At 43.5% G+C, this 16011-nt stretch carries 11 protein-coding genes; 8 read left to right on the plus strand and 3 right to left on the minus strand.

From position 1 onward, the window contains the following. Window positions 1–334 precede the first annotated feature (334 nt). The 6 genes from V6W81_RS13340 (at window position 335) to V6W81_RS13365 (ending at window position 11367) form a co-directional block, all read left to right on the plus strand. Complete coding sequence (locus tag V6W81_RS13340) at window positions 335–4099, plus strand: alpha-L-arabinofuranosidase C-terminal domain-containing protein (RefSeq protein WP_338543665.1); 3765 nt, start codon at window positions 335–337, stop codon at window positions 4097–4099. 190 nt (window positions 4100–4289) lie between these two features. Continuing rightward, a complete protein-coding gene (locus V6W81_RS13345; RefSeq protein ID WP_056692019.1) occupies window positions 4290–5195 on the plus strand; it encodes an ABC transporter permease in 906 nt (301 codons plus the stop codon). A gap of 15 nt (window positions 5196–5210) precedes the next feature. Beyond that, window positions 5211–6101, plus strand: coding sequence for a carbohydrate ABC transporter permease (locus tag V6W81_RS13350; RefSeq protein ID WP_338543667.1), 891 nt, complete (start codon window positions 5211–5213; stop codon window positions 6099–6101). A 79-nt stretch (window positions 6102–6180) separates the two neighbouring features. After that, a complete protein-coding gene (locus V6W81_RS13355) occupies window positions 6181–7941 on the plus strand; it encodes a sensor histidine kinase (protein WP_338543668.1) in 1761 nt (586 codons plus the stop codon). 4 nt (window positions 7942–7945) lie between these two features. Then, complete coding sequence (locus V6W81_RS13360; protein ID WP_338543670.1) at window positions 7946–9604, plus strand: response regulator transcription factor; 1659 nt, start codon at window positions 7946–7948, stop codon at window positions 9602–9604. Between the two features lie 119 nt (window positions 9605–9723). Further along, entirely contained in the window at window positions 9724–11367 is a 1644-nt protein-coding gene (locus V6W81_RS13365) for an extracellular solute-binding protein (RefSeq protein ID WP_338543671.1), read from the plus strand. Between the two features lie 97 nt (window positions 11368–11464). Here the strand turns inward: V6W81_RS13365 and V6W81_RS13370 are convergent, their stop codons facing one another. Next, entirely contained in the window at window positions 11465–11593 is a 129-nt protein-coding gene (locus tag V6W81_RS13370) for a DUF4023 family protein (protein ID WP_082560262.1), read from the minus strand. A 220-nt stretch (window positions 11594–11813) separates the two neighbouring features. On the opposite strand from V6W81_RS13370, the gene V6W81_RS13375 reads away from it, so the two are divergent. After that, window positions 11814–12572 carry a TrmB family transcriptional regulator gene (locus V6W81_RS13375; protein WP_338543674.1) on the plus strand — a complete coding sequence of 253 codons (759 nt, stop codon included), beginning with the start codon at window positions 11814–11816 and terminating at the stop codon, window positions 12570–12572. 205 nt (window positions 12573–12777) lie between these two features. Beyond that, window positions 12778–13944 carry an MFS transporter gene (locus tag V6W81_RS13380; protein WP_338543675.1) on the plus strand — a complete coding sequence of 389 codons (1167 nt, stop codon included), beginning with the start codon at window positions 12778–12780 and terminating at the stop codon, window positions 13942–13944. A gap of 191 nt (window positions 13945–14135) precedes the next feature. Here V6W81_RS13380 and V6W81_RS13385 read toward each other — a convergent pair whose 3' ends face one another. Both V6W81_RS13385 and V6W81_RS13390 read right to left on the minus strand, forming a co-directional pair. Continuing rightward, window positions 14136–15017, minus strand: a complete 882-nt coding sequence (locus tag V6W81_RS13385) for a carbohydrate ABC transporter permease (RefSeq protein ID WP_056692000.1) — start codon at window positions 15015–15017, stop codon at window positions 14136–14138. Between the two features lie 17 nt (window positions 15018–15034). Continuing rightward, a complete protein-coding gene (locus tag V6W81_RS13390) occupies window positions 15035–15994 on the minus strand; it encodes an ABC transporter permease (protein WP_338543677.1) in 960 nt (319 codons plus the stop codon). Window positions 15995–16011: the final 17 nt, after the last annotated feature.

The following is a 16011-nucleotide window of genomic DNA, read 5'->3' on the forward strand; positions in this document are numbered from 1 at the left end:
AACGCCGAATGATAGTTTATTTGTTCATTACCTATTGCCGAATACTTCAGCTACACCTCCTTGATAAAATTTACAATTAACCGCTTTCATTTGTTATAGTATCAATTAATTCATATATTTGTAAACTATAATGTTTATGACATATGGATTGAATATCCATCAAGAATTTAATCCCATTAATCGTTCAATATCCAGCTGAATGCGATATATTTTCATTTTATTATTGAAAAATGGGTTACAACTAGGTAGTATAACGTGTATGTATATTGTTTAGATGTTTATTAACTATTTTATATTTATATGAATTAAATTCCGGTTACATAGGAGGATTACCATGAGTACATTTAAGAATCAGATGATCGCACATTATACGTTTGATGAACCGACGAACATAGGTCAGGACGCCTCGGGCAATGGTCATGATGGAGTAGCTTTTGGAGATCAGAAGCCTAACATTTCTACCGTTCAAGGCAGAACTGCTGCTACGTTTGCAGGGGGAGCCAATGGATCATCTTATCTTCAGCTGCCTTCCAATCTACTCCAAGATGTAAGCGATAACACAGGGTTGACGGTTTCAACATGGGTTAACTTCGGCAAGGGTGCCAACGTGTGGGAACGAATTTTTGATTTTGGTAAAGGCGATCAAGGCCCATATGTATTTCTAACACGTCAGTTACGAAGCTCTCTGTATGCGGCTGACGATCTCGTGGCCGATCCAGGTCGTGGCTTCGTCAGTGGGGAATGGATGCATATTGCATTATCGATCTCGGGAACAGACAATGGCAAGCAGAGTAGTGCGGGGCCAATCGTTTATATGAATGGGGAGAAGGTTGCGGATGGCTCCATTAGCCAAACCTCTAGCGGGAATTATGCGAAGCTGCGTAAATGGTTTGATACCTTTAGCGATATTTCCAACTACAGCCAGAACTATATCGGACGTTCTCAATATGCGGCAGATGTTGACTTTGCTGGCTCGCTCTCCGATCTGCGTATATATCGCGCAGGCTTAACCATGGATGAAGTGATTGAGGTGATGTGTGAGTCACTGACAGATGAGGAGATTATCAAGCTCGCAGGGGATAAATATCTTTCGTTCCCGACCAGAATTATTACGAAGGATATTTCATTGCCCTTGAATCTACTGGGTGGCAAGGTGGATGTACAATGGCAGTCTAACCAGCCTGAGTTTCTATCGCATGATGGGAAGATCCAGACGGTTACTTCGCCGCAAGAAGTTCGTTTAAGCGCTTTGTTAACGAAGGGCAGCAGTACAATCAGCAAGCATTATGATGTTTCCGTTTTGCCTGAACATTTACCTCCATATTCCATCACCATTCATGGGGATCAGAAGGTCGCTGATATCAGTGAAGTGATGTATGGTTTGTTCTATGAGGACATCAACAATGCTGCTGATGGGGGCATTTACGCAGAACTGGTGCAGAATCGTTCGTTTGAATCGTTTGCCTTCGATACGTACTCACATGCATCTGGAGAGTGTGGTTGTTCGACGGGGCGTAATCGTGAGCCTTTGTTTGCTTGGTCCGGGGACACAGATCGTATGCTTGTACAGCACAACGGTGGATTGAATGAGCACTTTGGTGTAGATGATCCGGAGACGAATGCTTACTATGTGACTGTGCAAGATGGCGCTACCATTCGTAACCGTGGTTTCTCAGACTCCAATCAGCATTGCGCAATGTCGATCCAACAAGGGGAGCGCTATAACTTCACAATCTGGGCCAAAGCGGATGCTCCAGGCACGATAACCGTGCAGTTGCAGGACGCAGATCAACACTCCATCAGTGAACCCGTCGTTTTGCATGTAGAAGGGGGAGGTACGTGGAAGAAATATGGTGTAGGTGCGCAACAGGCTTCAGCCAACCTCGTCTTAACCGGAACGGCAACTGCGATGGGACAATTGGTACTGAGCTTTGCAGGTGAACTCTCCATCGACATGGTGTCTTTAATGCCACAGGATGTATGGGGAGCAGCTCCGAACGAACAAGGTGATTCCAGTTCTGCACATGCGAACTATAAGGGGAATCCAAACTACCGGCTTCGGAAAGATCTCATTCAGGCGCTTGTGGATCTGCATCCGACATTTCTACGTTTTCCGGGAGGCTGTATCTCAGAAGGCTCATTTATATGGGAGAATGTCTATGATTGGAAGGACTCCGTAGGTGAAGTTGAGCTACGCAAAGAGAACTACAATGTCTGGGGATATATGATGACCATGGGTCTCGGTTATATGGAGTATTTCCAACTAGCGGAGGACTTGAATGCTTTGCCAGTGCCGGTGATGGCTTGTGGTGTCCTTTGTCAGGCGCGTTCGGACTATGCTCATCCAGCTGGTGGTGCACTGCGGGAATATTATATCAAGAACTTTACGGATCTTATTGATTTTGCGCTAAGTGTTGATGTGGAGAATAATGAATGGGCTTCGCTACGTGCGCAGATGGGACATCCTGAGCCGTTCGATCTTCGTTACCTGGGGGTAGGTAATGAAAACTGGGGAACCGAGTTTTTTGCTAATTTTGAAGTGTTCAAAACATCCATTGATGCGTACATGAAGCTTCACTATCCAGAACATGAGCTGCATATCATTTCAACGGTTGGTGCTCAAGCGGATGATGATGCGTATCAGGAGGGATGGAAATTCCTAAGTGGAAATCTCACCGGGTCGGCACAAGTTGCATTTGCAGATGGTTCGGAAGTAATTACAGAGACAGTGAATTGGTATGAACATCAGCAGGATTACATGGATACGATTGCAGATGAGCACTACTATCGTTCGAATGAATATTTGCTGAACAATGCGGATCGCTATAATTACTATGATCGAGCTTACCATGCGGATGGTCGTATCGACTGGAAACAGACGTCCAAGGTGTTTGTAGGTGAATATGCATCGACAGATAAAAATACACTTGCTGGCGCTGTTGCTGAAGCTGCAGTGATGACCGGATTCGAAAATAATGCGGATGTCGTTCGCTTGGCAGCCTATGCGCCGTTATTTAATAAAGTGTTAACCGATGGAACCTATCGCTGGACACCGGACTGCATTTGGTTTGATGACGAGACGGTATGGTTCACACCCAATTATTATGTGCAGCAGCTCTTTGCGAAGCATGTAGGAAAAGAAGTGCTGGGTACTTCATTCAGAACGTACAACAAAGGCAAACAGCTAGAGCTGATCCCGCGTGGAGGAATTGAGATTGCGACGGGTAATGCTGATATCGTAGTTAAGAGCATTAAAGTCACTTCCAATCAAGATGGCAGCGTTCTGCTCGAAGAGGACTTTAGAGAACAGAACGAGCTTAGCGAAGTATGGTCACTTATTCCTGGATCGGTAGGATATACGCTGGAACCAGGTAACGGATTACGATTAGAGGCGCAGGAAAGCGGCCTAAACGGAATTTATTTGCTCAATGAGGAATGGACCAATTACCAAGTACAGGTGCAGGCTCGGCGAGTATCGGGTGAGGATGGTTTCTATGTTGGTGTAGGTCTAACCGATATCACACCTGAGAACAAAGATGTCACAGAGTATGCTATTGCGTATGATGGGCGTGCAACCGGAGTTAAAGTGTACAAACAGGGGATCGAAGGCTACACACTGGGCGATTATTCTTCCAGCTCGGCAGCAGGCAATCTCAGAGCTGCGAACTATGAACCACTAACGGATGACACACTGTATACGATCACAGTCAATTATGGTGGTGAGACGGGTGATCGACTCCTCTGCTCCTATACAGACGGACATACATCCAGCAAGACGCTCGACTACAAGTTAGAGGCGTATAATCGCGAGGTGTTCCACTCTGTTACGAGAGATGATGAGCATGTGTATGTGAAAATGGTTAATGCTGATCCTGTAGAGAAAGCAACGCAGCTTCAGCTCGAACACCTTCAAGTAGCATCAGAGGCAACATGGATTACAGTCAGTGGGGACGAGAGTTTAGTTCACATCCCGAATGTTAACCAAAAGAATGATGAGAAGGTCATCCCGGTCGAACAGAAAGTTAATCTACAGGGAGAGACCACCGTACTTCGCTTACCGGCGAATTCAGTGAACGTATTAGTTATGAAGCTCGTATAAACAGCTAAAACATAAGGCGATTCAACGTTAAATTATACCTCCATCGTGTAGAGAATAGGTTGTTCTTCTACGGATGGGGGTGTTTTTTATTTGTAAGTGATGAGTCAACAAAAGATACCTAAAGTCAATAGCCTACACTATGGTTCGATTCTGCCTACTCCTATAATTAAGCTGAAGGAGGAGACAGCATATGCGTTCCAACTACAGACAATTTATACGAAACATTCCGCTTCATCTTATGATTCTTCCGGGTCTGATCATTATTATTGTATTCGGTTACATTCCGATGGCAGGCCTGTCCATTGCATTCCAAAACTTTTCACCGATCGGTGGCTTCAAAAACACGAGTTGGGTTGGACTGGACAATTTCAGATATTTATTTGATCTGCCAGGTTTCAGTCAAGTGGTATGGAATACGGTATTTATTTCAGTGATGAAGATTGTGTCTGGTCTTGTCATTCCCGTCCTGGTTGCTTTATTACTGAATGAAGTACGGAAAACGGGCTTCAAACGAACAATTCAAACGGTGATCTACATGCCTCACTTTTTTTCGTGGGTTATCTTAGCAGGGATCATTGTTGATGTGCTGTCACCGAGCAGTGGTATCGTTAACATGTTACTGCGAGCGATCGGTGTAGAACCGATCCAATTCTTGGCCAGCAACGAATGGTTTCCCTACATACTCGTCATCACGGATCAGTGGAAAGAATTCGGGTTTGGTACAATCATCTATTTAGCAGCACTTACCAATATAGATAAGTCACTTTACGAGGCTTCTGTTATGGACGGTGCCGGGCGATGGAAACAGACATGGCATATCACGCTACCTGGGATTCGTCCAATTGTAATCCTGATGGTCACCCTTAGTCTTGGCAACGTGCTTAATGGTGGTTTCGACCAAGTGTTCAACCTGTACAATCCGCTAGTTTATGAATCAGGGGATATCCTGGATACGATGATCTATCGAATCGGCTTACAAGATGCGCAATATTCAGTTTCCACTGCATTAGGACTCATTAAATCCGTTGTATCTTTCATTTTTATCGGGCTTGGTTATTTCTTGGCTTACCGCTTAGCGAATTATCGGATTTTCTAGAAAGGAGGCAAGAACATGCATCATGCATCGAGAGCTTATCGCTGGTTTCTGGGATTCAATTACGTCATTCTTACGATTCTTGCCTTGCTATGTCTATTTCCGATCGTGAATATACTAGCTATTTCGTTTAGCTCTAGCGATGCGGTAAAAGCAGGCAGTGTGACCTTCTGGCCTGTGGATTTCACTCTATCATCGTATAAATACATTTTGGAAAATCAACAATTCCTTAATTCCTTCGGTACAAGTCTACTTCGCGTCGTGTTGGGTGTTTCCGTCAACCTGATCTTTACGATTCTGGTAGCTTATCCACTCTCTAAGGAAGCAACTAAATTTAGGGCAAGAACGGCATATGCTTGGATATTTGTCTTCACGATGTTATTCAGTGGAGGGCTTATCCCAGGATATCTCGTTGTGAAGGAAGCCGGGTTGCTCGATTCTATCTGGGCATTGATTTTGCCAGGTGCAGTTCCGATCTTTAATGTATTGCTAATGCTGAATTTTTTCAGAGGTTTGCCGAAGGAATTGGAAGAAGCCTCATGGATGGATGGAGCGGGACATGCACGAACGCTATGGAGTATCTATCTGCCTATTTCACTGCCAAGTATTGCAACCATTACGTTGTTCGGGATGGTCGGCCACTGGAATGCATGGTTTGATGGCATGATCTATATGAAGAGCCCGGAACATTACCCATTAGCTACGTATCTACAATCCATGCTGCAGCAAGTGACCATGATACAGAGTGAGATGATGACTTTGGAAGATGCAACCTTGCTCAGTCAAGTGTCGGATAGAACAACCCAAGCATCACAGATCTTCTTGTCTGTCATTCCCATCTTGCTTGTGTATCCATTTTTACAGAGATATTTTGTTCATGGGCTTGTTGTTGGAAGTGTGAAGGGATAAGATTTGTGAAGAGGAACACTGATGTGGAGGAGCCGATTGTCGGCTCCTTTTTTTCCTTGGAGGAAAGGAGAGAAGAAACATGCGAATCTTCAGTGGCAGATGGAAAAACCAATCCATTGTTGTCAAACTTATCGTGGCATTTGTGCTTGTTATTCTTCCGTTATACGGAATGAGCATCATGATTACACATTACAGCTCTACTCAGATGCAATCTGAAGTGGAGCGTGCTCATGAATCGAAGTTACACTTTTACCACAATCACTTACAGTTTGAGTTAGAACGTATGAGTGGCTTAGTCAATGAATTTTCATTTGATGAATTGATGTCTACACTAAGCACCCGTGCAGCCATTATGAGCAGGTATGAAGTAACGTCTAGTTTGAACGACATTCATCAGAAGCTCAGTCAGATTATGGTGACAAGCCCATACATAAGCGATGTTGTCTATTACGTGCCCACCTTACACAAGCGTGTAAGTGCCGTTGATGGTATTCGAAATGTAGAGGATCAGGAATGGCAGAACCTACTGACAACCATGGGTAACCTGAATGGGGAGTTGTCCTATTCGGGCAGCGATCTTTTTTTTCTCAAAAGCAATCCATACAACATGAATTATGAGGAAGCTCCCAATTTCATATTAGGCATTCGTTTATCGTCTGGAGAACTGAAGCAGAGATTGCAGCAACTCTCTGAAACGGGTGGCAGTGATATTACGCTGAGTTTTGGAGATAAACAGCAGGTTGTGATTTCCTCCTCCGACCAAGCGGCATCCGTTCAGAAACGACCATCACAGATAGGACCTACCTCTGAATCATCACAGATTACGAGATATCACTCAGACGATTTTTTGCATTATGCTCTATATGACGCAGATCATTCGTTCACCCTAACGTCCAGCATTGCTGAAGATGTGCTGGAAGCACCGCTTGAACAATATAAGTTATGGTTGTGGATCTCGACCCTTATATCCATTGTCATCATAATGATCTTCTCATTTTCCATATATCGATCAATTCACAAGCCCTTATCTGCTCTAGTTAAGGGATTTCGAATGACAGAGCAGGGGCACACCCTAACGCGGATTCCGCATTCAAGAGGGGATGAATTTGGGTATTTGTACTCTCGCTTCAATCACATGATAGAACGCTTACATGTACTGATTGAAGAGAATTATGTTGCTCGAATTCGAACCAGTGAGGCTGAGTTGAAGCATCTTCAATCACAGATCCAGCCCCACTTTCTGTATAACAGCCTGTTTAGTATTAAACAGATGGCAGAGGTTGAACATGTTGAATTAATTCAGGAATTCACCGACTATCTAGGCCAGTATTTCAGATATATGACACGAGATTCACAATCCGAGGTTTCTCTTGGTGCTGAAATTGAACATGCGATGATCTATGCTTCTATTCAACAGATCCGATTCGGTTCAAGGATACAGTTGGAGGTGGAGCCTATGAATGCAGCTTATAATGCGATTGTAATTCCGCGGGTGATCATTCAGCCGATTGTTGAAAATGCTTTTGAGTATGCGCTATCCAAGCGCAGCCGCGGGGGATTACTGAAATTATCATATCATTCCGAGCAGGACAGGCTTGCTATCCGAATTGAAGACGATGGGGATCAGTTGACCGATGGCGCTCTGCACGATCTGCAACATTCCTTAGAGAGCACTTTTCAAGAATCCGTTCTACGTCATGAACATGAAGAGATTACGGGTCTGATTAATGTGCATCAACGATTACAAATTAAGTTTGGTGCAGACTATGGCCTCGCTGCCGAGCGCAGTCGTTTGGGTGGTCTATGCATCATTATAAATCTGCCGTGGAGAGGTGAATGAATATATGCAGCGGATGCTTATAGTGGATGATGAACCTGTTATTCTGGATGGATTATATGCATTCTTTCAGAAAGCGAATTTGCATGATATGGAGATCATTAAGGCCTATTCAGCTTATGAAGCAATCGAATGGTTGAATTCGGTCAAAATTGATCTTGTGCTGAGTGACATTTGCATGCCTGGTATGGATGGCATGGAGCTTATCGATAAAATTGTAGATCGCTGGCCGAGATGCAAGGTGTTACTGCTCACAGGTCACAATGAATTTGATTATGCGCACCAAGCCATTCGTAATCCTTGTGTGGTAGATTACCTACTGAAAACGGAAGGTATGAGTCATATTCGTGCTGCTGTAGACCGGGCTTTGCAGCAAATTGCAGAAGAAAATGACTTTCGCTATCAGAATGCTTGGTTCCGCAGTAAGTTGCCAAGAGCTTTACCTCAATTGCAACGCCAACTGTTACTTGATGTTATGAAACGAACGGAAAGGTACGAACTGGCTTCGCTTCAAGAAGAATTGGATGCCGTGCAGCTTCCTTTCCGATCGGAAGAGCCTGTTATTCCTATCATTATACGTGTTGAAGAGTGGAACACTTATCAATCTCATGCGGATCGGAGCCTGATTCGTTATGCAGTGGCTAACGTCGCAGAGGAGTTGCTCCAGGACAAAACGATTGTAAAGTCCGTTGATCTCGATCTACAAGTAATTGCCTGCATCATTCAGCCATCCGTTCAGGATGCACACTTTGCGAACAACCAGCAAGAGAAACGAGAGCAGACACTCCGTTTCGTATATGGAACCCTGGAATCTGTACAGCAGTCTTGTGCAGATTGCTTGAATCTGTCGGTATCCATTATGGTCAGTGATCAGGTGGTGGACTGGATGGATCTCAATACGGCGATCGCTCAGTTACGCTTGTCGGTGCATGCTGGCCCTGGACTTGGTATGGAAAAATTATTACGTGTGCAGGTGCAGCATGCACTTAATTACACACCCAATGTCGTAAACCGTCAGGCAGTTGCAGCACTGCATATGGATCAGATCAAAGCTCGGATTGTAGCAGGGGAGCAGGAGTGGATGGATTCATTCGAGAAGTGGACGGAGGTATCCATCGAGGGACTACAAGATCCGTTCTTCCGCATGAAGCTTTATACCGGAGCAGCGAATGCATTAATTGAAGTGCTGCAAGAGATGGGACTGTATGAATCCGCGATGGAGGAAATGGAGTTGACTCAAATGTTGCATTTTGATATCCAAACGCCTTGGCACGAATTAGTTATCTTCTATCGCTCGGCATTCGAATGGATTATTTCTAAAAGGAGCAATACACGTCTACATGATCAGTCTCAGATTCTAACGACCATTCATCTGTATATCAAGCATCATCTAGCAGACGATCTATCCCTGACTCGAATCGCACAAGAAGTTTCATTAAATCCTTCCTATCTATCACGGTGGTACAAACGGGTTACAGGTAAGGGGATATCGGACTATATCCATGAACGGCGAATTGAGCTTAGTAAGGAACTGCTGCTAGGTTCTGCGTGTAAAATGCATGAAATATCCGCCAAAGTGGGCTTCAGTGATCAGCATTATTTCTACCGGTTCTTCAAAAAAGCTACGGGTTGTACGCCTCAGGAGTTTCGAGACCAAAAAAACTAGTATATCCCTATCAAGTAGTCAATTAAAGATACCAGATGTAAACGGCGTCCACTCGAAGTGATAGCGCTTTCTTAATAAAATGAACATATACCTCACGGAGGAGAAAAAGGGGGATTCGCATGAAAGTGTCATTCAAAAGATTCTCATTACTTACTTTATCCATGGTTTTGGCGGCAACACTCGCTGCGTGCTCATCGGGTGCAGGTAGCGGGGAGGAAGAGGCCAAGCCAAGTAATCAGCAAGATGCTGGAGGGCCGCTTACCAAATATGATCCACCGATTAAGCTCACCTCTACCATGAATGAGACAGGCAAAGAATCATTAGCTTCTGGAGATACACATGCCAAGAACATCTGGACGAGAGGCTACATGGATGAACTAGGCATTGACGTATCGTACGAATGGATTGTTCCTGATGCTAACTACAATGATAAAATGAACGTTACGCTCGCTAGTGGTGATTTACCCGATGTGTTGAAAGTTAGTGCTGTGCAATTCGAGCAATTGTATGAAGCAGGTATGATTGAGGATCTCACAGAGGTGTATGATAAATATGCATCAGATCTGGTTAAAGAATTTATGTCCGCTGAGGATGGAGCGGGATTAAAGCCGGTAACCAAAGATGGCAAAATATACGCCATGGTCAGTTTCCCAGGGTCACTTGATTCTTCCGATATGATCTGGATTCGTCAAGACTGGCTCAATAACGTAGGGTTGGAAGCTCCAAAATCAATGCAAGATGTGATTAAGATTGCAGAGGCATTTACGTTTGAAGATCCGGATGGTAATGGGAAGGACGATACTTTCGGTATCGCATTGAACAAAGATTTACCGATTAACGCATTCTTGCTGGGGTATCACGGATATCTGGAAACGTGGATTAAGGATAGTTCAGGTCAAGTCGTGAATGGAACCATTCAACCAGAAGTGAAAGAAGGATTGCGTGAACTGCAAAATCTATATCAAAAAGGTGTAATTGACCCTGAATTCGGGGTTAAGGATTTTGCGAAGATGATGGAGGATGTGAACGCAGGCAAGTCAGGCATGTTCTTCCTGCCTCAATGGGCTCCGTTCCAGGTCAGCAGTATGATCAAGAAGGATAAGAACGTCGATTGGCTGCCGTATCCAGTGCAATCCATTGATACAGAACCTGCAAAGACACAAAATCACCTGAGTCTTGGTGGAATCTTTGCTGTCCGCAAAGGATATGAGCATCCTGAGGCAGTCGTTAAGCTGTTGAATTTTCAAGCAGAGAAGATGTTTGGCGAGTCTGCCAAGACCGAGCGTGAAAAATACCTGAATGGTCTAACCGGACTTGGTTTCCATAATGCAACGGTATCTAATCTGCCGGCAAACAAAAATGTAAAAGCTCAAGATGAAGTAGAGCAAGCGCTAGAATCAGGCGATACATCCGGATTAGAGCTGGAAGCCAAACTCTTCTATGATGATATTATGGATTACCGTAATGGCAATCTGGATAAATGGCATATGGAACGAATCTTTGGTCCAGAGAGCTCCCAGGCAGTCATTAAACATTATCGTGACAACGATCTGATTGTCATGAATGAGTTCATTTACGCACCGACAAGAACGATGAACACGAAACAGGCAACCTTGGATAAATTAAGAGCGGAAACGTTCTTGAAGATTATTTATGGTAATCTGTCCATCGACGAGTTTGAAAATTTTGTTGCCAATTGGAAAAAGCTTGGTGGCGACCAAATTACACAGGAAGTTAATGAAATTATTAATGCGAATAAATAATACATGCGTTAAAAAGGATCTCTAGACAGAGATCCTTTTTTGTTTTTTTGATATGGTAAACCGGATTGAATCTTCATGTGCAGTAGATCTAACCTGTTTATTTATTCGTGCTGTGTTGCTTATTAGGCAGTTTGTCACCCGGCGTACCTTTGCCATTGTTTTTGTTATGACGCGCTTTCTCGGCATTCTCATTCACTTTTTTAACAAATTCCTTCGTGCTTTCCATGAATCAGATCAGCTCCTTAGGTATAAGGGAAATGTGCAACCTGGTGTTTAATATAACCAATGAGCCTGCATAATATGAGGATTCTACTGGTAATATGCCCATGGCAGGAACTGGACAGAGGAAGGTTGGGCGACTAAACTGAAAGTAAGACTAAACTTGAGAAAGTGCTATCATTCATGCTGTACTTTGTCTGAAGAGAAAGGATGCGAGAGATCGGTCCATGTTACAAAAATTCGGATTTACCCAATACGAAAGCCAAGTCTACGAGGCAATATTTGCTCAAAATGAACCCCTTGATGCGACATCCATTGTTAACCACTCGAATGTACCTAAAGCGAAAATATATGAGGTATTGAATCGATTGATTGATAAAGGGGCAGTTCTCACAACCATGAACGGAAAGAAAAAGTTGTATTTGGCTGTGGATCTCCAGTCAATCATTCTCAAGATCAGAGCAGATTTTGAGAAGGATATTGAAGAGCTGAAGAGTTATAAAATTAAGCGAACGTATTCGGACGAACACATCTGGACGTTAAAGGACGAAACCTCTATATCCTCCAATATAGAGCAGCTGATTGAAGAGGCTGATTCATCTATTTTATTGCTTGCCTGGAGTGAACAGATGGAGAAGTATCGTCCAATATTAGAGCAAAAAGAGCAGCAGGGAGTATACGTAGAGGTGCTTGCGGTCGGTGGATTGGAGACGTCGCTTTCCCGCAGATATTCCTTAATTCCGATGCTGGAGGGAAACCATCTCGAACCTTCTCAGTTGCTGATTGTGGATCATGCGTATTTACTCTTTGCAGGGATTGAGAATGAGGCATGGAAAGCCATCAAGACGACCTCTAAACCGATCGTTAAAGCGCTAACAGATTATTTCTATCATGATATTGCGCTCACACAAATTACGAAAAAGTATGGCGATCAGCTCTTACAGGATGAAGAGATTTCCAAGTTACTTGCCCGACTGATTTATTAAAAATGAATGACTTAACGAAGACTAAAGATCAGTTTGCAAACTAACAACTGTGAACATGATTGTGAAATAACTCTTGAACCAAGCAAGTGATCCAAGGCGTCAATGTCATTTCTAAACTATTCTATTGCAGAATAGTTTTTTTTATTGAAATCTTTTCTCTCATGGGTTACTATCGTAGTTGTAACTTTTGAGGAGGATTCGGAACATGAATAAAAAAGTATATGTTTTAGCGATTGCGGCCTTTGTTGTCGGAACCGTTGAACTTATTTTGGGTGGAATTCTAGATTTGATTGCAACAGATTTACACCTGAGCTACGCAAAAGCGGGATATTTGATCTCTATATTTTCATTAGTTTATGCGATATCTGCACCTATTCTGTTGAATGTAACAGCCCGATTTGAACGTAAAAAGGTGTATTTATGCACATTAGTTGTGTTTCTAATGAGTAATTTAATCTCCGCGTTCAGTGTGAACTTTTACATGCTGATGGCAGGCAGGGCACTTGGTGCTGCAACGGGTTCATTAATCTTTGTTCTTTCTCTGACTCTTGCTGCTCGTATTGTGGAACCACAATATAAAGGGCGAGCCGTTGGAATCATTACAATGGGGGGGAGTGCATCACTCATTCTGGGTGTACCGCTCGGCATCTTCGTAGGTAATCTGGCTGGATGGCGGGAAGTGTTTATCTTTATTGCTATTTTGACAGCCCTTGTGATCGTTGCGATTAGTATTGCGATGGAACGTGTACAGCCGATTCCAGTCGTACCGCTCAAGAAACAATTGTCTGCACTATGGAATCCGCGTATGTTGGCAATTCATGCCACGACATTATTAGTGCTTGCAGGTCACTTAACGCTGTATGCGTACTTCACACCTTTCCTTCAGGCGACGATTGGAGCTAGTTCTACGATGGTGACATTCATCTATGTCATGTTTGGTATTGCTGCAGTTGCTGGAGGAGGTATTGGAGGTTTGTTATCCGATCGGCTACATCCAGCCAAAGCAATCATTATTGTATTAGTTCCGTTTATGATTACGATGGCACTGATTCCAGTCAGTGTGGGGTTGCCTCTAATAGCTTTCTTACTGCTGTTGAGTGTATGGAGTGCTCTGAGCTGGACGGTTACACCTGTGCAGAATAGTCTAATTATCAAAACTTCGCCCGAGACAGCAGATACGTTGATCAGTACCAATTCTGGTATTGCCCATGCGGGTATTGCGCTAGGAACTTACATTGGTGGCATGGTCATTGATCATTCAGCCATTCAACACACAGGCTGGGTTGGATCAATTCTAATTCTTCTTGGACTTGTTACAGCAATATATGCGATCACTCGCAAAGAGCATAGCGTTCAGGCTGTAGCCCAATAAGCGATATAGCTATAGCCATGCCCATGTAGTGCGGTATACAGCAAACGTTATGGTACAAAGCAGACGTTAAGGTACAAAGCAAAATCAAATGTCAAAAGGGACAACACATCTCGTTACGGATGGTTGTCCCTCGTTTTTGTTTTATGATGATGTTGCTTAACTGCTAATGTCTATGAGACTCTGTTATTCTGTTATTCTTTGAGTGCACCGATCATAACTCCGTGTACGAAGTATTTTTGCAGAAACGGATAAAGAACCAAGATGGGTAACGTCGATACAATGATTGTTGCGTACTTAATCGTAATGCCTATATCCATCCGATCACCGGTAGCTGCACCTGTCATCATATTGTCTGTGCTATTAGAGATGAGGATCTCTCTGAGCACGAGTTGCAGTGGGAACAGTTCACGGTCACGTAAGTAGATTAGAGCATTAAAATAAGAGTTCCAGTGCCCTACAGCGTACCATAGAATCATGACGGCAATAACTGGCATCGAGAGCGGAATAATAATTCGGGTCATAATGACCCAGTCATTCGCTCCATCAATGCGTGCGGATTCCTCTAAACTTGCAGGGATGGTCTGAAACGCGGTTCGCATAATAATTAAATTAAATGAATTAATCGCTCCCGGCAAGAGTAGAGCCCAAGGTGTATTTAACATGCCTAGATTATTAATGAGAAGGAAAGAGGGAATAAGTCCACCACTGAACACCATGGTAATCACAATATAGAGCATAATATGGTTTCTGAAATAAACGTTACGACGGGAAAGAGCATAAGCGCCGAGGGTGGTCATAATTAGATTGATGGCTGTACCCGCTATGACATAGAAGAGCGTATTCCGATATCCTGTGAGCACCATAGGATTTTGTAGTACGGCTGTGTAAGCATCCATGCTAAATCCCTTTGGATAGAGGAGCATCCCGCGAAACCTGGATATCTCGGTTGGGTCGCTTATGGAAGCTAAGAGGATATAAATAAAGGGATATAGCGTAGCAAAACATAGCAAAAGCATAAAGGAGATATTAAACCATGAGAATATAGTTTCACCCAGAGAACGTTTATATTGCATTCTTCACGACCTCCTTATCACCAAAGTCTATGTTCACTTACTCGCTTGCTGACGGTATTGGCGAGTATAAGTAAAATGAAGCTGACGACTGAATTGAACAGGCCTACTGCAGCGGAATATCCAAAATCGGCACCAAGAATACCTTTTCTATATACATAGGTAGAGATGACATCAGCTGTTTCGTAAGTGAGCGGGTTGTATAGCAAAATGATTTTTTCACTTCCGACAGCAAGCATCGCACCTACATTCAGAATGAACAGAATTACGATCGTAGGCATAATGCCTGGAATCGTAATATGCAGCGTTTGCTTCCAGCGCCCTGCACCATCAATACGAGCTGCATCATACAGTGTTGGATCAATGGAAGACATTGCAGCGAGATAGATAATGGAACCCCATCCTATACCTTGCCAGATTCCAGAGGATACATAAATGGAGCGGAACCATTCCGACTCTTGTAGGAATGCCGTGGGTTCTAAACCAAAAAAACCGAGGGAATTATTAATCAAGCCATCGCGTGCAAAAAAGTCGACCATCATACCAGCCACAACCACAATGGATATAAAGTGTGGGAGATAACTAATCGTCTGCACAACGCGTTTGAAGATCATGACACGAATTTCATTCAGTAACAGTGCTAGAATGATCGGGGCAGGGAAGGCAAACAGTAATTCATACAGACTGATCATTAACGTGTTGCGCAGAAGTCTCCAGAAGTAAGGGCTCTCAAAGAAATTCTGAAAATGAGCCAGACCAACCCAAGGACTGTTCCATACTCCATCTGCTATACCGTAATCCTTGAACGCAATCAACAGACCATACATTGGCCCGTAATGAAAAATGGCATAATAAATCAAGACAGGAACAAGCATCAAATAGATAAAACGATTGCGAACAAGATCCTTTTTGATAAGGCTTTTTTTACTTTCATTAGGTATTGTGCTTGTTTGCACAGGGTTACTGTTTAATTCAGGCATGAAATTGTCCCTCCCGG

The organism is Paenibacillus tundrae, from assembly GCF_036884255.1.
Taxonomy (GTDB): Bacteria; Bacillota; Bacilli; order Paenibacillales; family Paenibacillaceae; genus Paenibacillus.